At 58.8% G+C, this 19,377-nt stretch carries 10 protein-coding genes; 2 read left to right on the forward strand and 8 right to left on the reverse strand.

The genetic code is table 11. From position 1 onward, the window contains the following. Positions 1-380: 380 nt before the first annotated feature. Positions 381-1,847, forward strand: coding sequence for a lipopolysaccharide biosynthesis protein (locus ABIB90_RS23215; protein WP_354171527.1), 1,467 nt, complete (start codon positions 381-383; stop codon positions 1,845-1,847). Here the strand turns inward: ABIB90_RS23215 and ABIB90_RS23220 are convergent. The 7 genes from ABIB90_RS23220 to ABIB90_RS23250 all read right to left on the reverse strand — a co-directional run bounded on the left by ABIB90_RS23220 (position 1,834) and on the right by ABIB90_RS23250 (position 16,185). Further along, complete coding sequence (locus tag ABIB90_RS23220) at positions 1,834-7,071, reverse strand: Ig-like domain-containing protein (RefSeq protein WP_354171525.1); 5,238 nt, start codon at positions 7,069-7,071, stop codon at positions 1,834-1,836. The genes ABIB90_RS23215 and ABIB90_RS23220 overlap by 14 nt on opposite strands. A 226-nt stretch (positions 7,072-7,297) precedes the next feature. Beyond that, a complete protein-coding gene (locus ABIB90_RS23225; protein WP_198288246.1) occupies positions 7,298-9,091 on the reverse strand; it encodes an ABC transporter ATP-binding protein in 1,794 nt (597 codons plus the stop codon). A gap of 50 nt (positions 9,092-9,141) precedes the next feature. Beyond that, the gene (locus ABIB90_RS23230) at positions 9,142-10,137 is read right to left on the reverse strand and encodes a glycosyltransferase family 2 protein (RefSeq protein ID WP_007595290.1); all 996 of its coding nucleotides are present in this window, start codon (positions 10,135-10,137) and stop codon (positions 9,142-9,144) included. Next, positions 10,134-13,064 carry a trifunctional glycosyltransferase/class I SAM-dependent methyltransferase/polysaccharide deacetylase gene (locus ABIB90_RS23235; RefSeq protein WP_219684437.1) on the reverse strand — a complete coding sequence of 977 codons (2,931 nt, stop codon included), beginning with the start codon at positions 13,062-13,064 and terminating at the stop codon, positions 10,134-10,136. The genes ABIB90_RS23230 and ABIB90_RS23235 overlap by 4 nt, the downstream gene beginning before the upstream one ends. Then, positions 13,061-14,221 carry a glycosyltransferase family 2 protein gene (locus tag ABIB90_RS23240; protein WP_198288247.1) on the reverse strand — a complete coding sequence of 387 codons (1,161 nt, stop codon included), beginning with the start codon at positions 14,219-14,221 and terminating at the stop codon, positions 13,061-13,063. Before ABIB90_RS23240 ends, ABIB90_RS23235 begins: the two co-directional genes overlap by 4 nt. A 12-nt stretch (positions 14,222-14,233) precedes the next feature. After that, the gene (gene galE / locus ABIB90_RS23245; protein ID WP_007595295.1) at positions 14,234-15,217 is read right to left on the reverse strand and encodes a UDP-glucose 4-epimerase GalE; all 984 of its coding nucleotides are present in this window, start codon (positions 15,215-15,217) and stop codon (positions 14,234-14,236) included. Beyond that, entirely contained in the window at positions 15,214-16,185 is a 972-nt protein-coding gene (locus ABIB90_RS23250) for a UDP-glucuronic acid decarboxylase family protein (protein WP_007595297.1), read from the reverse strand. Before ABIB90_RS23250 ends, galE begins: the two co-directional genes overlap by 4 nt. A gap of 914 nt (positions 16,186-17,099) precedes the next feature. On the opposite strand from ABIB90_RS23250, the gene ABIB90_RS23255 reads away from it, so the two are divergent. Then, positions 17,100-18,098, forward strand: a complete 999-nt coding sequence (locus tag ABIB90_RS23255) for a glycosyltransferase family 2 protein (protein ID WP_007595299.1) — start codon at positions 17,100-17,102, stop codon at positions 18,096-18,098. Here the strand turns inward: ABIB90_RS23255 and ABIB90_RS23260 are convergent. Continuing rightward, positions 18,087-19,283, reverse strand: a complete 1,197-nt coding sequence (locus tag ABIB90_RS23260) for a glycosyltransferase (RefSeq protein ID WP_219684436.1) — start codon at positions 19,281-19,283, stop codon at positions 18,087-18,089. The two genes, ABIB90_RS23255 and ABIB90_RS23260, sit on opposite strands and share 12 nt — an antisense overlap. Between the last annotated feature and the right edge of the window lie 94 nt (positions 19,284-19,377).

The raw sequence follows: 19,377 nt of genomic DNA on the forward strand, positions 1-19,377 counted from the left end.
AACCGAACATATAGAATCAGCAGCGGTCTGCAAACATCGCAAGCGCATGTTGCCTTTCCCCTGGCGTGAGTGCTCACAAAATCATCTCACGGGAACCTCAGCACTGCGAATTGAAATAGGACACACTGCGGGCATCGATTGGACCACAAATCTCGGCATTGACATTGGTGATGGTCAGGCCCTCGTTTGAAATCTATTTCGACCAGGCTCGCCCAGGTAGCCGATTCCACATCGCCCGATCACGTCTTCCGTTCGTGTCAAGGCCAAGCTAAAAGCCGGAGACGATCGGAACCGCCATCGTTCAGCGCGCTGGATTTCCCGCGGCATTGCTGGCAGGCGCAAGACCGCGCAAGACTGTTGAGGTGGCGGGGGTGAGCTCGTTGGACAGAGATAGCAAGTCACGGGCCGTAACCAACATCCTCATAACGGGCGGTTCCCAGGCCTGGAAACTGACGGCCGGTTTTGTCTTGATGATATTCTCGACGCGAAATCTTGCCCCGTCAGACTTCGGCCTGCTGGCCATGTCTGCGACGGCTGCAACGTTCCTCGGGCTCATCAAGGACATCGGCATTGGACAGACCATCATTCAACGCACGGAAATCGCCAAGGGCCAGATCGATGCGCTGTTCTGGCTGTCGGTGCTCGCTTCCGCGGCATCCGCTCTCGTTCTGGCGTTGTGCGCCCATCCGGCTGCGCTGTTTTACGGCGATAGGAGGCTTCAACAGCTCATGATCGCAATTGCCGGCCTAAGCTTCATTGCTGGCCTTCCGACCGTTCCGGCGGCGCTACTTGCCAGAGAATCCCGGTTCAAGCCCCTGGCAATCCTGGACGTCGCTGCGACAACCGCTTCCGTTGCCGCAGGGATCGTCGCCGTAATCATCTTGAGAGACTATTGGGCACTTTACCTGTCCACGCTCGTTCTCACGCTCATTTCGACAGTCGGGATCTGGGCGTACTCTGGCTATCGCCCTGGATATCCCCGTCTGGACAGCGAGACGCGGCACATGGCGCGATTTGGCCTGCACGTGTCAGGGTTCAATCTGGCCAACTATCTCTCGAGAAATGCGGACAACATTCTGATCGGCAGATTTCGAGGGAGCGACGAACTCGGCCTGTACGATCGGGCCTATAAGCTGTTGCTGCTGCCGATCATCCAATTACACAACCCCATCGGCCAGGTGATTGTCCCGTTGCTTTCACGGCTTCGTTTCGAGAAGGAGAGATATCTGAGCACCTACAACGATGCCCTTTCCATGGTTATGCTGATATGTCAGCCGGGCATCGTCTTCGCCATCCTGCTCTCGGAGCCGCTCTTCAGAGTTCTCCTTGGCGAGCATTGGGTGGGTGCCGCCCCGATTTTTTCTTGGCTTGGCGTCGCGGGCTTGATGCAGGTCGCGACCGCGACGGCAGCTTGGCTATTCCTCAGTCAAGGACGTGGCCAAGAGTACTTCAGGCTCGGCGTTTGGACCGCCCTGATCAACGTGACCTCATTCCTCATCGGTCTTCCCTGGGGCGCGCTTGGAATCGCCGCGGCGTATACGCTGGTGAACTGCACGGTCGTGCTGCCGCTTTACGCCATATCGATCGGTCGTCATGGCCCCGTGACGACAAGGAGCCTGATCAAGACGACTGTCCCGCATTGGATCGGTTGTGGCGTTGCGGCGGCCGTCACAAGCATTTCGATCATCTCATTGGATGGAAACTCCTTCGCTGGGCTGGCTGCGCTGCTGGCGCTTGCCTATGCATCATATCTCCTCCCCATGACCTTCTTCGCGGGAAAACGGGCATTGGCGAAACGCGTATTGCGCAACGTTTTTCGAAAGGCAAAGGCCTTTAGTGAAGGATGAAGCCGTGCAACGCGGCTAGATGGACATCGATCGCGGCGATCGCGTGAACGGCGTCGACCTGATGAACGCCTGTGTCAACACCTGGCCAAGTGGTCGCCGAGAGGAACACTGCCCCGGTCGATTGATCAAACGCCTGGCCGATTATGTCATGTCCGTTGGAGCTAGCGGACTGCTCGAACACGAAGCCACCGTCCCCCAGGCGCGCGGGGCCGACGGCCGGTGCGGCAGCAGGCGGCTGCGACGGCGCAACCGCCGAAAAGTCGAAGCCGGCCTTCGGAGGATCGATGACCAGCGTGCCCCCGGATCCGTCGCTCGAGAGATTGAAGGTCGAGTTGGTGTAGTCGCCAACAAGCGAGATATGTGCCGTGTGATTTTGAGCATCGACCACGGTCAACACGCCACCGGCTGTGCTGCCGGAAAAGGACGCCGACGTTCCCGCTCCGTACGCGATGTCCTTCAGGTCGATATGGTTGGAATTGGACGCGGTGCCGTCACCCGTCAGACCGATGAGCGTTCCCGTAAATTGTGACGCGTGGTCCAACACCAGATTGCCGGTCGACGCCTTGAAGGTGATCGACCCGGAAGCGGCGCCAGACAATTCGAGCGTGGCGCCCGGGTCGACCGTCACGGCCTGTGACATATTGCCCAGATTCAGTACGACATTTCCGGAGATTTTGAGGATGGTCGATGACGTATTGATTACACCATCGCCATTGAGGTCTTGATAAAAAGTCGTCTCGACTGCTTTAAGAGCAGGGTCGGTCGGGGACATCTTGTTCAGGAGGTTCGATACATAGTTGCCATTGCTGTCCGTGGTCCACACACAGAGTTCGCCGGTGGCCGGAATCTTCCAGGCTACATCATAGCCGCTGGTCGTTTGTTCCACGCCCACCGGCGTCCAGGCGCCGAACTGTCCTGACACAACCGCTACGCCACCGTACTTCAAGGTCGGCCCCGCGCCGCTGGCCATCGCGTCGAACAAGTAATTCGAGCCAACCAGAACCAGGCTGGTCGAGCCGGACGCCTCGATTGTCGTGCCCGAAACCTTCTGAGGCGCTGGTGGAAGACCAATCACGCCATCCCCGTTGAGATCCTGATGAAAGAGGGTCTCGCTCGATGTAAGAGCCGGATCGGTGCCGGGCAGCTTGTTCAAATAGTTGAATACGAAATTGCCGTTGCTGTCGGTGCTCCAGACTGCGAACTGGCCGGTCGAGGGAATCTTCCACGCGACGAGGTAGCCGTTCGATGACGCTTCCGCAGCCACTGGCACCCATGAGCCAAGCTGCCCCGCGACAACCGCTGTTCCGCCATTCTTCAGGATCACCGATGAGCCGGCCGTCGAAAGGTAAAAGTTGCTTCCCGACTTGATAAGCGATGTCGTGCCCGCCGCTTCGATCACCGTACCGACGGCGGAGCTGAGAGCGTTCGAAAGCAGGCTCAAATTGCCGGCGATGTCGGTGGCGGTCGCGGTGAAGCTGTGTTGCCCCGCCGTGAGCGCCCCGGTGGTGACGCTCCAGGCCCCACTCGTCGCCGCGACGCCCGTGCCGAGCAAAGTCGAGCCCTCGTGCAGGCGGACAGTACTTCCGGCCTCGGCCGTGCCGGAAACGATTATCGCGCCCGAAGCTCCAGGTGCGCCCGAGGTCAGGATAGGTGCAACCGGCGCACGCGTATCGACCGCGACCTTCAACGCGCCGGAGGAAGCGCTGACGTTTCCGGCGGCGTCCGCGGTCTTGCCGGTAAAGGTGTGATTACCGTCCGCCAACGTTGCTGTGTCAAAAGACCAGGCTCCGTTGGCATCGGCGATCGCCGTTCCGATCATCGTCGCTCCGTCGAAGACCTGAACGGTGCTCCCGGCGTCCGCGGTTCCAGTCAAATTCACGTGGTTGACATTGGTGATGCCATCGCCGGCAACGTTGCTGTCTGGCGAGAACGACGCGAGCTTGGGCACGTTCGGGGCGAGCGTATCGATGGTGACATTGACCCCGGCTGAAAGCGCGGTGAGGTTTCCGACCCCGTCCATCGCTGAGGCGGCAAAAGCGTGCCCGCCTTCAGCCAGCAATGCCGTCGCCGTACTCCAGCTACCGTTGCCGTCGGCGATCGTCGTGCCGATCTGATTTGCCCCGTCGAAAACCTTGACGGTTAAACCTGGTTGCGCGCGACCCGTGAGAACCAGATGATTTGTATTGATGAGGCCCGACACGATCGAGCCACTGTCGTTGACCGCCGAGATCGTCGGCACGGCGATAGACCTCATCGCCATCGGCGAATTCGTCGCGGAAATGAATGAATAGTCCGCCGACGTCAAGCTGGTGACGCCGGCAATGCGCAGCGTATCCGCTCCACCAGCGTAGTGAACGGTCCACACATCGTTCACATGGGTCAAATAGGCGCCGCTGTCGTAACCTTTCAGACTCAGCTTGTCGTGTTCGGCAGTCGCACTCGTGAAGACGTGGAAATCGGCGACCGTATCGTTGCCGCTGCCTCCATTGTAAATGAACGTATCGTTTCCGGCTCCTCCGGAGAGCCAGTCATTCCCGCCGGCGCCGTCCAGGATGTCGTCGCCGCTCGAACCGACCATACGGTTTGCCATTTGATTGCCGACACCCGCGAGCCCGCCCATCATCAACGTCAGGTTTTCGACGTTCGTGGACAGCGTGTGCGACGTCCATGCCTCCACACTGTCGATGCCGCCGCCGGGATTCTCGACGATCTTCTGGTTTGCGCTTCCGATGACGTAGGTGTCGTCGCCGTTCCCTCCGATGAGCGTGTCATCGATATTGAGCGCCGAGAGCTTGTCGTTGGCCGCGGTGCCATACACCATGCGGCTGCTCGCTTTCCCGCTGATCCATGATGTGATCGTCCCCCCGACCGGCGGCGTCGCAGGCAACTGAAAGTCGTCGCCGGTAAACGCCGAGACCGTCGTGTTGCGGAACACCAAGGTATCCTGGCTCGTCAGCTTCAGATACACGTCGCTTCCGACCTGGCTCATAGCCGCTTGAACGTCGGCGAATGAGGTAAAGGCGAAGCCGTTCAACTGGACAACATCGTGTCCGGCGCCCGATCCCGGCGAGAAGTCGGTGATGATGTCCGAACCGTCGCCGGAGTTAAATACGAAGGTATCCGCGCTGCCGCCCCCGGTCAGGATATCATTGCCGAGCCCGCCGGTGATCACGTTCGCCGCGGAATTGCCGATGATGATGTTGGACTGAATATTTCCCGTGGCATTGACGACCGTCGAATCGGTGAGCGTCAGATTTTCGACGTAGCTCGAAAGCGTATACGTCACCGAGGAGTTTACGGTGTCGATGCCTCCGCCATAGGCCTCGATAACCTTCGCACCGGAATCGGTCACGACATAAGTGTCATCGCCGGCGCCGCCGGTCATGACATCGGCGCCTCCTGCACCACCGATCAGGTCATTGCCGGATGTGCCGGTCAGTGTGTCTGCTGCCGCGCTTCCCGCGATCGTGTTGGTCGGCGCGCCACTCGTGAGCAGGGTGTAGTTCGCAAGCGTGTACTCCGGCAATTGATAGGCCGTGATGGAATCGATGGTCATCGTCGCCGTCGATCCTGCAGTGGCGTTGCCCGGCCAGCTCCCGCCCATTGCCAGGTTGGCGATCATGTACATCGCCGTGTTCATGTCGGAGGGTGTCGCCTGCTGTGCGACCTCTTTCCCGTCGACGAACAATGTCAGGTCGTAGGGCGTCCATTTGAGCGCAAACGTGTGCTCTCCAGCGGTCAGGTTGGCCGTATTGGCCCAGGCCCCGTTCGTCGAAGGCGCGTACGGTGAGTGAATGGCCCAATGCGCCTGGTCAGGGTCCTGACCAAAGGCTTCGAGCACATCGATTTCCGTGTTGAGGTTATTGGCAGTGCTCGGCAACATCCAAAACGCCGGCCACGCGCCGCTTGTACTGGGCAGCGTGGCCGTCATCTCGAAATAGCCGTAGGTCTGGGTAAAGCTGTTTTGAGTCGAGATCATGCCCGACGAAAATATGGCACTGCCCGTATAAGGCGTTGCGCTCGCAGGCAGCGGTTGCGCCGTGATGACGAGGTGACCGTTCTGAATCGAGAACGGATTAAGCCCGAGCGACGTTGATGCCTGAGTGGCCGGCAGCCCGGAAAAGCTGGGATCGACATACACTTCCTGTTCGCCGGCCAGCCCGTACCCTGCGGCTCCGCTCCAGGCATAGCTCGTGCGCCAGGTCAGGCTCGGATCCTGGCCCGCGGAGAGCGCGTTGAAGTCGTCGTTGAAGGTCTGGACCAGTCCGGTCGGGGGACTGACGATGCTTATATTGGCGGCCGTGAGATTCTGGAGGCTGGTGTTTTCAAGCGTTATCGTTTCGCCGTTGGCGGTCGTCAGGACAAGGTCAGTGCCCACCTGCTTCATGGCCGCCGTAACGTCGGCGAACGTCTTGAAGCCTGTGTTGTTGAGCTGCAGGACATCTCCGCCGGCGCCCGCCTGAAAGTCGGTGACGATGTCGTTGCCGTTGCCCGCGGTGACGACAAGGGTGTCGCGACCGGCCCCACCGGTCAGCACATCGTTGCCCCGCCCGCCGTCGATCATGTTGTCGCCGGCATTGCCGACAATGATGTTGTTGAGGTCGTTACCGGTGGCGGGAGACGGAACGCTATCCGTCAGGACAAGATTCTCGACGTTCGGCGCATTGACCAGGCTGTATCCGTTGATGTTCCAGACACGGATCGTATCGATACCCTCTCCGGCCTGCTCCACGACCTTGGTGTTGTGGTCATAGACATAGTAGGTGTCGTCCCCTGCTCCGCCGATAAGCGTGACGCCCGTGCCGCCGGCCTCCATGCCGTCATTTGTCGGCCCGGTCGTCAGCGTGCCGCCCGCGAGGACGGTACCCGCCCAGTTCCATGCCGTTCCGCTCGCTGGCAGCGGACTGTCCAGTGCGACATTGCTGGCAACCAAGGTCGAAAGCGCGACGTTCTGCAGCGTCAAGGTTTCGGTGGATGACAGCGTCACAACCGTATCGGAGCCCATTTGGGCGGCCGCTGCCAGGAAACTGGCGAACGTCGCAAAGCCGTAGTTTTGCAATCGCAACACATCGCCGCCTAAGCCCGCCTGAAAATCAGTGACGGTATCGGAGCCGTACCCCTTCGAGACGACGAAAGTATCGCTGCCTGTTCCTCCGGTCAGAACATCATTTCCAGTACCGCCAAACAGAACGTCGGCACCGGCGCTTCCATTGATAATCGTCATGATGGATTGCGTGCTCCTTTTACGTGGCACACAACTATGCATGCGTTCAAAAGAGCCTTATGGATTCGACGCAATTTGACGCATGACGAGCGAATCGGCTGGTGGCTGGATATTTCTGCACAGACACCGTAATGCTACGGGCTCGTGTGAACCGCGCTGCTTTGCAACAGGAGGCTCAGTGCAGGGCTCGTCATTCACGGGCGGGCGCCGACACCCTGGGTTCCGACTAGGGAACCGTATTCCGCATGCGGTAGGTAACCACATCATCTTGCGAAATTCCTGTTACGCACGCTCCTCGACTCACCAGGACTTTCGCCGGAGGGCCCTCAGCACGAACCCGGCCGTTTTCAATGCACACCACGTGGTCCGCATCGCGCACGGAATCCAGGCGATGCGTTATGAGCAACAAGGTTCGGTTCTTGAACTGCAGCTGGATAGCGCGTCGAATGCTGTCCTCAAGCGTCAGATCGAGCGCGCTCATCGCTTCGTCGAGGATGAGGAACTTCGGATTGCGCACAACCGCTCGTGCAAGACCAAGACGCTGCCGCTGACCGCCCGAGAAGCGCAGGCCATGCTGTCCTATCCAGGTGTCGTATTTGTCGGGTAAGGCCTCGACGACCTCTGAAATGCCCGCGACCCGCAGCGCCTGCCGAACCTCTTCCTCGGAGGCGTCGTTCTTGGCCATCCGAACGTTCTCGATTACCGTGCCTTCGACCAGGTCGACATCCTGGCCCGCAATCGCGAGCATGCCGAGCCAATCGGTTCGACGAACGTCTTCGATGGATCGGCCATCAACCCGTATGTCACCCTCGCTGGCCGAATACAGGCGTAACAATAGATTTACGATCGTGGTCTTGCCCGCTCCGCTGGCTCCAATGAGCGCAGTGGTCTTCCCCGCCGGAATGTCAAACGAAGCATCCAAAAGAGCGGGCTCCGTACCGGCATCATAGCGGAACGTCACGTTGCGAAAGGAGATGCCGTCCTCCAGTTTAGCCACCGCCACGTGCCCGGCCTTCGGATATTCCTTGTCATCTGTCGACAGCATGTGTCTGATGGACCGAAGCTGAGGCTCGATCTGCGCCATATACAGCAGGTTCCCTTCCAAATCTCGCATATGCGGCTGCAATCGATAGAGCAACGCGACCGCGGTCAGGCTCGTCGCGAAACCGATTCCCCATAAGTCAGCGAACGCGACTACGAGAAACAGCACGACAAGATATCCCACCTCCGTCAGAGGCGAGATCATAGCGGTTAGGCGCGCAAGCCGCAGTGCGACCTGTCGGGCCTGCGTCGAGGCCTGCTCGAAGCGTTTCTGGTGAATCTCCTCCTGGCCATACGCGCGGATCGTGCGCATACCCTGGAGTGTCATCAGCATATGCTCACCCAGCTTTTGATGAACCAGCTTTACACCGGCACCCAACTGCTGCATGGGCAACGAAAGATGCCGCAATCCGGCCGACACAATCATCGAAGCGACGAGGGCGAGGACGGTTACCTTGATTGAGAGCGCCAACAGAAAGGACGCGAAGAGAAACACCGAACACGAGCTCACGATAATGCGGGTAAGACTCGCGTATGCCCCGGAGATCACCCACGTCTCGGTTCCCAACACCTCCATGAGATATGCTTCGTCATGGCGTTGGAAGAACGAATAGGAAGTTGACAGATACTGCAGATGAACGCGGTTGCGCGCGACCTCATTGATCTTCTCTCCAACACGCGCACTGACTAGTGTGTTGACGAAGGAAAGAGCACCGCGAGCAATGATGAGAAGGAGCAGAACGACAGCAGTTTCGGTCGAGCTCTGAAACCAATTCGCCGCGTATCGGAGCGCTTCGCCCAGGAGGCCACTGGTCGACGTTGCAAGTTCCACCTGCCCCATGGCGAAATAGAAGAACAGGAGCACGAGGGTGATCCCGACCGTCTCCGCCAACGATGTAGCCAAGCCAAGGACAATTAGTGCGGGCGTCACCCAACCGGGCAGCGGAGCAAGCTTGAGCAGCTTGAACAGTTCGACCAATGCAGCGCGGCGAGCAGCTCTCGGTCTTCGTGCGTTGTTCGCGTGTTGTGTCATAGCGATTGACTGGGATCGCCGATGGCAAACAACGAAGCCGGGGGTCGAACCGCCCTGCGACGCCGATGACGCCATTTCCACCGGATTTCCGAGACGGTATCCCGCGGCACATCGTGCACCGCGACCCTGAGCGCGAGCAAGGGATTCCGTTTGAAAAGGAGTCCAAAGATTGAAACGAAGTACCACAACTCACCGCCCGTCAGAGCTCTCCGAAGCAACCAACGCGCATAGTTTCTGAAGCCCAGGTCAAGGAGCGCCGCGCGCTCGGGGTGCCGCATCATGATCTCATCCGCGACCAGCATCCACGACCGGAACATCCGGGTCTTGTTGCTCGACATGTTGTTCGGGAGGTAGCGATATCCAATCTGGTACTCGGGCACGACCGCGAAACGATACGCTTCCGCGACACGGCAATAGAACAGCAGATCTTCACAGCCTTCTGCCCCCGATGCCCTGAGTCCACTCTCGAATCCTTTTGAAACTATGAGGGCTTCTCGGCGGACCAGTGACGAGCTGCCGTTGCCGATGAAATTTCCCTGACAGAGATAGTCCAGCACCTCGCCCGCATGAAACACGGGATCGGACCTGGCGCTTACGCGACTATCGGCATCGATCCAGTCATACCAGCTGTAGACAAGACCAGTCCGTTCTCCTCCATCAAGCAAGGCTTGAAGCTGTCGTTTAATCTTGCAGGGCGTCCAGAGATCATCAGCATCAATGAACGCGACGAAGTCCGCGCGCGCCGCCTGCCAGCCCGCATTCCGAGCGGCCGCCACCCCCGCATTACTTTGTTCTATGATTGTTACTCGAGAATCCTGAATCAGATGCCGCTGCACAACTGCGACCGTGTCGTCTGTGGAGCCGTCGTCCACGACAATAATTTCCAGCTCCCGGTGCGACTGGGATCTGACGCTGCGAAGCGTCTCGTCGATCGTTGCACTGGCGTTGAAGGCCGGAATAACTACACCGACCAGAAACGCATCCATATTCATTGATACTGCTCCAGGCAGCGCGCGAATGTGTCCAGCGTAAAATCGCCTCTGATCTCAATTCGCGGCAGGTCTAACAAATTGTCCCTTAGTGTGGCGGCCCGGTTGACAGTATTGAACAGCGTCTTGTAGCCGCATTCGGCTGCGAGAATTCCAAGCCGCTGATCTGTGGAGCCAAAAGGCGCGGCAAGTGACGTTACGGGTCGCCTAAGCCATCGTTCCAACTGTGCACGAGATCGCGTCAATTCCTCGGCGAGAGTCCAGGTCGCAAGTTCCTCGCCGCGCGGATGGCTCGCCAAATGGCTACCAAAGGATACGCCCTCGGCGGCAAGCCCGGCGATCCTGACCGCGTCGAGCAGTGGAGCGGGCTCTCCGAACGGAGCATCCCATTCCGCCCGCTTTCCCACGAAGTCGGTCGCAACGAACACCTCTGCCGAGAAATCGTTTGCCTGCAAGATCGGCCATGCATGCTCGGCAAAATCCTCGTACCCATCGTCGAAGGTGATCAGCACCGGCCTGCCGACGAACGGATGATTGCTTGCCACGAACCAGGCGAGCTGATCCGAATTGATGGTATGGTATCCATTGCGGCGAAGCCACAGCATCTGTTGCCGGAACGCATCGGGAGACAGCCGGTACCGCGCCAATTCACGTGGTCCTTCAACCGCAACTCTGTGGTACATCAGGACCGGAGCGTGCGCGCGTCTTTCGGATTGCGCGACGTCAGACCTGCGCGCGACGGCACCACCCCACACGATGTACCGCACAACCTCGACTTCAATCGGGGCGTCGATAGCCGCGCATTTCACCTGTGTGTCAGGGGCAGCTTCACCCGGGAGTAACCGCCTGAATCGATCGATACGGTACAGCTCCGTCTCGATCGACGTCTCCAGGGCAAGTCCGGGTACGCTCTGGATAATTCGCGTGATCGTCTCCGCCCCATACGGACTCTCCCAGTCGAGCCCCGTTCGCGACATGTTGTCCTTCAGCACAAAGGCGTGCCCAACCACCAGGTAACCGCCAGGACGCAGCGCCTGCACCAGTCGCTTCGCCACCGATTGGAGTTCAGCCTCGTCATCGAGGTAGTAAAGGACCTCGGAGCAGACGATCAGATCGATGTCCTGCGGGAGCGGATTGGCGGACAAATCCAGTTGGGAGAATTCGATATTCTGATGCCCATTGCACCGGACACGGGCGCGATCGAGCGCCTTAGTCGAAATATCGGTGGCCTGGAGGCGCTTGACCCTGGGAGCCAATTGCCGCGTGAAATGTCCCTCCGCACAGGCAAGCTCAAGCGCGTCGTCCACTGGTTGGTCTGGAAGGAGCTCAAGTTGCCGGCTGTACTTTTCCTGTTCATACGGCGAACCGTAGTTCCAGGGATCTTCCTGCTCGAACAGACCTTCCCAAAATTGCTTGCGCGCGGTGTGTCGAGACCTTTCGGCACATCGAATCCGGCTGCTGGAATCGGGTATACCCGAAATGGCCAGCGGCCGCGCCTGGCCTGAAGCTCGCGAGGCTAGCTCGCGCAGTCGCGCCCGGTGAGTATCTCGGCCGTCTCGCATGAAACGACGAAGCATTCCGGTCCACTTGTGAAGTTCGATTCTTGCACGAACGAGATTTCCGAGCTGTGCTCTGATCTGGGAATGAACCAGGCCATTGGAGGCCAGCGCGATCCAGAACCGGCTGTCGATAGTGCCGAGGGCACCAATATCCAGCAGCGCCAGGATGCGAGGGCCGTCGCAGAGATAGACGTATAATCGATCAATGGTCCCGATCGGCCTGATGGTGGCGATACGGCGAAGGTCAACGCGCATGCCGAGCGTCAGTGTGAGCACCCTGGGTGCCGAAAGGTCGTCATACTCGAGCACTTTCCGCTCAAACCTGTATTGGCACTTTCGCCCCGCCGCGGGGTCGTTCCACGCACAGCCGATTGCCAAGATGAGGCCGGTTACCCCGTCCCCGTACTGCGACCACCGTTCCGCCAACTTGGCAGGCACCGTTCTGGCGCCGACCACGACGGCTTCGAGCAGGACGCTGGTGATCTCGTCCGCCGCCGTCTGGGCTTTTGGAATGTCCCTGAGCGTTTCCAGCATTGGATGGCTGGCGTTTCTGCGCCCGCATTCAAATCCGGCACACCAGAGCGCGAAGTACGCGTACGCCGCCGCGGCGCCGCCGTATGCAGTTGACGCTCCCGCCCGATGTGCGGGTGCCGGCGCGCTAACGCGATCATCACTCGAAAATCCGCGAGCAATGACCACCTGCGCGTCGGCCAGCATCCGTTTGACATCTTGCGTCAGTGAACGGTCGCTTGTCCGGTAATAGCTCAATTTCTCATCAACATGGATCCACCTGCCGCCGCAGCGGGCGATCCGTTGCCACAGGTCCCAATCTTCGCACGTGCGGAGGCTGGCCTCAAAGCCGCCGACCTTTGCAACAGCGCTCTTCAAGACGAGCACGCCATGAATGAACGTGGCACACGTACGAGCGAACCGCTCGAAGGCGTTGTCCTGGATGGCCGGATCGCAGCGAACGGGAGATTCACTGCCGTCAGGCATGACCCGGCAACAGTTGCAATAGGCAGCCACCGCCGAAGGATCGAGATCCAGCGCATCATTCATTCGGGCAAGGAAGGACCGATCAATCCAATCGTCACTGTCAAGGAACAGTATTCGTTCGCCGCGCGCGCTTGCAATTCCCTTATTGCGGGCACCTGAAGCGCCTACTCCGCCAGACTGCAGAACCCGAAAGCGGGAATCCCGCGCCGCATATTCGGCGACGATCGCGGCCGTGGCATCGGTCGAACCGTCATCCACGACAAGAGCTTCCCAGTCGAGGTCGCGCTGCGCGAGCAGGCCGTCAAGCGTTTCGGCAATGGTACCTGCAGCATCGCGGGCGGCCACCACGACGGACGTACGCGGATGGGCCGTCATCTTCGAAACCTTCGGCGATGATAGAACAGCAATCCGGCGAAATACCCCGTCACCTCCTCTTTGAGGAAGCGGTCGCGAATGCTCCCTCCTTCCATTGCATTCCGGAGCAGCCGATAGAGATACCAACGCGGCTTGTAATAGTAGGCCAGACACCGGTTCGCCGAGATCCCCGTTCGCTCATACTGCACCAAAAGTGCGGCTGCATGACCGCGCATGTAGTGATAGATCTGGCTGGCCAGTCCATCCATTGTACTGCGGTGAAAGTGGAATGCGACTGACGCCGGAGTATAACGACACGTGTAGCCGCCCGCGAGCAATCGATACCAGTACTCCGAGTCGCCCGAGCAACCGGCCTGACCGACGTCCAGGCGCTCATCAAAGAGCCCGACGGCCTGAAACACCTCGCGCCGGAACGCCATGCTCGCTCCGGCGCCGATCTCCCACGCGGCAAGAACCTGGCCGCGATGAGATCGGAAAACTGCGGGGTCGTAATCCTGTTCGCGATAGCCCTTGCCAAATCCCCAATACGTCTCGAAATGCCGTTGCGCCTCGGTCGCGAGCTCGGCGGGAAGCACAAGCCCAGTCACTGCACCGATCTCGGGAGAGTCAAACGCAGATGTCAGTTGCTCCAGCCAGCGCGGGTGAAGCAGCACATCGTCGTCCGTATAGGCGACAATATCTCCGGTCGCTTGGAGCGCGCCGGCATTGCGCGCAATATCCAGACCGGGGCGATCCTCGCGAATATAAGTTGCTGCCGCGGCCAACGCGACATCCCGCGTCCTCCGATCGCGCGATGCATTGTCCACCACAATGATTTCTCGTGGAGGATGGGTCTGCCGCGGCAACGACGACAAGCATTTGCTCAGCTCGTCCGGACGATCGCGCGTGCAGATCACCACGCTCGCCGAGAGCCTCACTTTCGTCGGGGTTCGCACTTTGGAGTCGACAGCTGACAGAAAGCTGTCGTTGATATGATCGATCCTGGCGTCCGTTATCTGGCCTTCATGCATCAGCACATGGCCGATCGGTTGGTTGGCACGCCAGAACACCGTCATGCCCTCGCTCAACGTCGTTTCCGCAACATCGGACGCCGACGTCACGGAGACATGCGTCACGCCTCTTCCCAATCCAATTCTTGCGAATGAGGTGTCGATCATCTTCGTGCGCAATCATGCCGGCGGGTGGCTATCGCTCCACCTCAGTGCGGTCTTGATAATGAAATCGATCTCGGATTGCCACGGGCTCCAACCGAGCTCCCGCTTGGCTTTGGCAAAGGAGGCGACGAGCGTGGGCGGGTCCCCTGGGCGGCGTGGGCCGCGGCGGACGACCGGGTCCTTTCCGGAGACACGCTTCACCGCCTCTACTAGTTCGAGCACACTCGTGCCAACCCCCGTACCGAGATTGAAGACATGAGTACCGCCTCGAGCCACCAGCATGTCACCTGCCAGAAGGTGGGCCTGCGCCAGGTCAGTGACGTGTATATAGTCCCTTATTGCAGTGCCGTCCGGCGTCGGAAAGTCCGTTCCCAGAATGGTGAAAGGCCGATCGGGTCGGCGCACCGCTTCGATCGCCAGCGGAATGGCGTGCGTCTCCGGTTCGTGGCGCTCGCCGATCTCGCCATCAGGATCACAGCCCGCCGCGTTGAAATAGCGCAGCGAAACCGACGACATCTCGTACGCGCGACCGAAGTCCTCGAGCATACGCTCGATAATCATCTTGGACCATCCATAGGGACTAATCGGCGCCTGCGGATGCGTTTCGTCTATCGGGGTGCGCGTGGGTACTCCGTAACTGGCACACGTGCTGGAAAAGAGCACGCGCGAACAGCCGACCGCCCGCATGGCATCCAGGAGGGCAAGCGTTCCTCTCGTGTTGTTATCGTAGTAAATGGCGGGATCAGCCACCGATTCGCCGACATAAGCCAGTGCCGCAAACTGCGCGACGAGGTCAGGCTTGTAGGTTTCCAGCGCTGCGCGTACGCCGGCTGAATTGCGAATATCGCACTCGACCAACGGTCCCCAGCGCACAGCATCGCGCCAGCCTCGGGAAAGATTGTCGAGCGTCACGACGTTCCAGCCCGCCATCGCAAACGCCTTGCAGCAATGCGAGCCGACGTAGCCAGCACCACCAGTGACAAGAACAGTCTTTTTCATCTCGCCGCTTCCGCTCCCCGCGCAATCATTAGGCTCTCGAAATATGCAATGGTTTTGCGTAAGCCGTCGCGCAACGAGAAGGATGGAAGCCATCCCAACGATTTCTGGGCCAAACTGATGTTGGGTCGGCGTTGCTTGGGATCGTCGATCGGAAGCGGCATGAATTCGATAGCCGATCTGGATCCAGTGAGGTCCACGATCATCCCGGCCAATTCAAGCATTGTGATCTCAGCGGGGTTGCCGAGATTCATAGGACCGACGACGTCATCACATGTGTTCATCAGCCGGACCAGACCGTCGATCAGGTCATCGACGTAGCAGAATGAGCGTGTCTGCTGCCCGTCACCGTAAATTGTGATTGGTTGATTGGTTAGTGCCTGCACAATGAAATTGGAAATGACACGCCCGTCATAGGGACGCATACGTGGACCGTAAGTATTGAAGATGCGGGCAACCTTTATCGAAAGCTTGTGTTGCCGCCGATAGTCGAAAAACAGTGTTTCCGCGCACCGCTTTCCCTCATCGTAGCACGAGCGCGGCCCGATCGGATTGACCCTGCCCCAATAGGTTTCGTCTTGCGGATGAACCTCGGGATCACCGTAAACTTCCGAAGTCGACGCCTGCAGAATTTTTGCGCGTATCCTCTTGGCCAGCCCAAGCATGTTGATGGAACCATGCACGCTCGTTTTGGTCGTTTGAACAGGATCGTGCTGGTAATGAATTGGACTGGCCGGGCACGCGAGGTTGAATATCTCGTCGACTTCCACATAGAGAGGAAATGTGATGTCATGCCGGATTACTTCAACTTTTTGGTTGGAAAGCAATCCAGTCAGATTATCCTTTGAGCCGGTGTAGAAATTATCGACACACAAAACTTCGTTTCCGGCGCTTACCAACCGTTCGCAGAGGTGCGAACCCAAAAAGCCGGCACCGCCCGTTACAAGGATTCGCCTCGTTCGCGCCAACATTTACTCCTCGTCACAAATTCTTGTTGTCAACTCTCCGACTTCCAAATTCCAGCTGATCCTTATCTAAAGCAATTGTGGCCTGAGTTGGTGCGATGCGTGGCTCCGACGCAGCCGCAGGTGGGACGCAGGAACCGGGAACGCGCAGTTGCAAGGCCTCGACACTTTCGTCACATCGAATTTAGGTCAGCAACCATCTGACAAAATCGACAAATGCGCCCCTGCGGCCCCTCGTGTCGGATGCAGCCGCGAGCGGTATCCTTGGTGCGCGCATTGCTATGAAACTATTGCCTCGTGGCGGTTTCGTCCGCGGGATAGAACCGCGTTTGATGCGCTTCCGAGAGAACCTGCCCTGTCGATGATTTCGCCAGAGCGGTCCATTCGTACATTCCAGGCTTGCAAGGACCAAATGTCCGGACCGTCCCAGACGGCACAACGCCGTTACGGGGAACCGGAACGTCCTGGCCTCCCATCTCTCGGGTGCCTTGCGCTAGTGTGAGCGACATCGACGTGGCGCCCACGGGAACATTGCTCAGTCGGATCTCGGGATTTGGGAAAAGTGTGATACAGCCGCGTGTCCCGCCCCATGAAAAATCAAGTGTCATCGGATCAGCTGATGCAGGATGACATAGCGCGAGCAACAACGCGAAGACGGCGACAACAATTTTCACATATCGCTCCGGTCAGGTTTGATGCCGGATCTTCAGGCGATCGGCCATACAGTATCCACCAAAATATATCGCCATTTTATGGCTTGGTAGCTGAGCATACTGGCTGATCAAGGCAACAAAAGAGCGGCAGGTCACGAGTTGGCCATTGTTATATTTGACCGTCGACACATCCGTTGGCGAGCATCAGAGAACAATGCTGTGCCTGCCAACGGATTGAGCAAAGAACCGCAGGATGGTAGCTAAACCGTGTCCAGAAAAGTCCTGATCGTCGTACCGGTATTGAATGAGGCTCCCCACATCGAGACCGTTGTCCGTAACCTCGCTAGCGACAGCGTTCATGAAGATCGCACAATCGTGGTTGCAGATGGCGGCAGCACCGATGAGACGGCTGACATTGTGCGCCAGCTGGCCGAGGAGATTGCCGGCGTCCATCTGTTGCGCAATCCGCAGCGGCTGCAGAGCGCCGGGGTTAATCTGGCCGTACAAGTCTACGGTGCTGCAGCGCAGGTCCTGGTGCGGTGTGACGCCCATTGCCAATATCCGACGGACTATATTTCGCGCCTCCTCAAGACCTTGGACGAGCGCCAAGCCGACTCGGTCGTGGTCCCTATGGACTCGCGCGGTGACGGCTGCCTGCAAAAGGCCGTCGCCTGGGTATCGGACACAAAGGTCGGTTCGGGCGGATCGGCACATCGCGGCGGAAAGAAAAGCGGCTTTGTCGATCATGGACATCACGCAGCGATGACCATCGACGCCTTTCGCAGGGCCGGTGGTTACGATGAAACCTTCACTCACAATGAAGATGCAGAGTTTGACTGCCGGCTGCGTGCAATCGGCGGCCGGATATTTCTGGATTCGGACATCCGCCTTTCATATCGACCGAGGTCGGGTTTTCTGAGCCTGGCGAAGCAGTACTTCAACTACGGTCGCGGTCGATCGAGAACCGTGAGACGGCATCCCGGATCGTTGCGACTGCGCCAGTTCCTGGTACCGACTCACGTCGCGTTGATGTTCTGCGCCATCGTTCTGTCTCCATTCGCACCTGTACTGTTGACATTGCCGATGGCTTATCTGGCGATACTTGGGCTTACTGCAGTGACAATTGCACAAAAGCATCGCTCGATTTGCGGGTTGCTTGCGCTGCCGGCCGCTGTCGTGATGCACTTCGCGTGGGCACTTGGCTTTTTCTGGGGCATCCTGTCGATCCGCCAGACCACCTGGCAGATGACCCCTTCAGTTTCCTGAATCCTGCAGAACCTGGGCGCTGACCGGTGCGTCTGCATGCCGGCCCGCCTTCGCATAAGCGACCTCGGTCAGGCGGGCAATTGAGGTCCACGTCGGCACGGAGTCGCGCAGATCCAGCATTGCTTGTCCCTTGGAGTTTCGATAATCAGGATCATCAATTAGCCGCTCGAGTGACCGGGACAATGCGGCGGGGTCATCTGGAGGAACGAGCGTTCCCTCTGCCCGATCGCTCAGCCATTCGGCAAAGGTTCCAATGTTCGACGCGACAATCGGACGTCCCGCCGCGATCGCCAGCATCAGCACCCCCGATGCGTCAATGTCTCGGTACGGAAAAGCCAGGATGTCGGCGTGCGCGACCAGCGAGGTCATTTCATCGTCCGGAACGAACCGCAGGTCGAATTCGACATGGTCGTCGAGCTGCAGATCCTTCACCATCGCAAACAACGGCTCCATCGCCATTTCCGGCCAGCCCACGACCTTCACCACGCAACGTGCCCTGACCTCTCGGGGAAGCAATGCAAGTGCGCGAAGCATAACGTCGACGCCCTTGTAGGGCTTTATCTTGCCGAACAGGAGTATTTGAACGCGCCCGCCACCGGCCGAAGGCTCGTCCGCCGGTCGGGCGATATGATCCGTCAGCAATCCGTGCGCGATAACGGATATCTTCTCGTCCGGGATACCGACGCCCAGAAGGCGATCGCGTGCAACGGCCGTATGAACGATGAGATGGTCGAAGCAATGCAGAATCTTGAGCGCGCCAATCCGCTGTATCCGCGAGCTCGGATTGTTGTTGAACGGATTCGAGTCATGAACGGTCAGAACCGTTGGCGCGACCTTTCTGAACTTGGGAACGAACTGGCTGTCAACAATCGCCAAGGGCGCCCACTGGAAATGGATCACATCGGGCGGCGCTCTCCTGAAGCGCCTGATCAGCCGAGCCATTGATTCAGCGTGACTGAGACCCTTCAGTCCCAGCTGCACGTTGCGCGGAAGTTTCTTGAAAAAGCGCGACTGCATCCCAGGATAAAAATGTCGGTCAAGAAACCGCACTTCGTCGACGGACGGCTTCTGCCCAAGCTGGCGCCCGACAATGTTGGCTGCATGCCCAATATCGGTCAATCCTTTGGCTAATTTAAGATCATACGGCCAGGTAAACAGTGACGGATCGATCAGAGCGATTTTCATGCGATTGTCTCACCAACCATGCTTGCGGACTGTGAAATTACTTCTGGCTCATCAACGCATGGATTGATAGCCTTCGATGACACTGGCAGATTTC

Origin of the sequence: Bradyrhizobium sp. JR4.1 (assembly GCF_040548605.1) — a bacterium.
GTDB classification, from domain to species: domain Bacteria; phylum Pseudomonadota; class Alphaproteobacteria; order Rhizobiales; family Xanthobacteraceae; genus Bradyrhizobium; species Bradyrhizobium canariense.

Coding starts and splice junctions, on each gene's coding strand:
- ABIB90_RS23220 (WP_354171525.1), bottom strand. CDS start 7,071: ATGACGATTATCAATGGAAGCGCCGGTGCCGACGTTCTGTTTGGCGGT.
- ABIB90_RS23230 (WP_007595290.1), bottom strand. CDS start 10,137: ATGAATATGGATGCGTTTCTGGTCGGTGTAGTTATTCCGGCCTTCAAC.
- ABIB90_RS23235 (WP_219684437.1), bottom strand. CDS start 13,064: ATGACGGCCCATCCGCGTACGTCCGTCGTGGTGGCCGCCCGCGATGCT.
- ABIB90_RS23240 (WP_198288247.1), bottom strand. CDS start 14,221: ATGATCGACACCTCATTCGCAAGAATTGGATTGGGAAGAGGCGTGACG.
- galE (WP_007595295.1), bottom strand. CDS start 15,217: ATGAAAAAGACTGTTCTTGTCACTGGTGGTGCTGGCTACGTCGGCTCG.
- ABIB90_RS23250 (WP_007595297.1), bottom strand. CDS start 16,185: ATGTTGGCGCGAACGAGGCGAATCCTTGTAACGGGCGGTGCCGGCTTT.
- ABIB90_RS23260 (WP_219684436.1), bottom strand. CDS start 19,283: ATGAAAATCGCTCTGATCGATCCGTCACTGTTTACCTGGCCGTATGAT.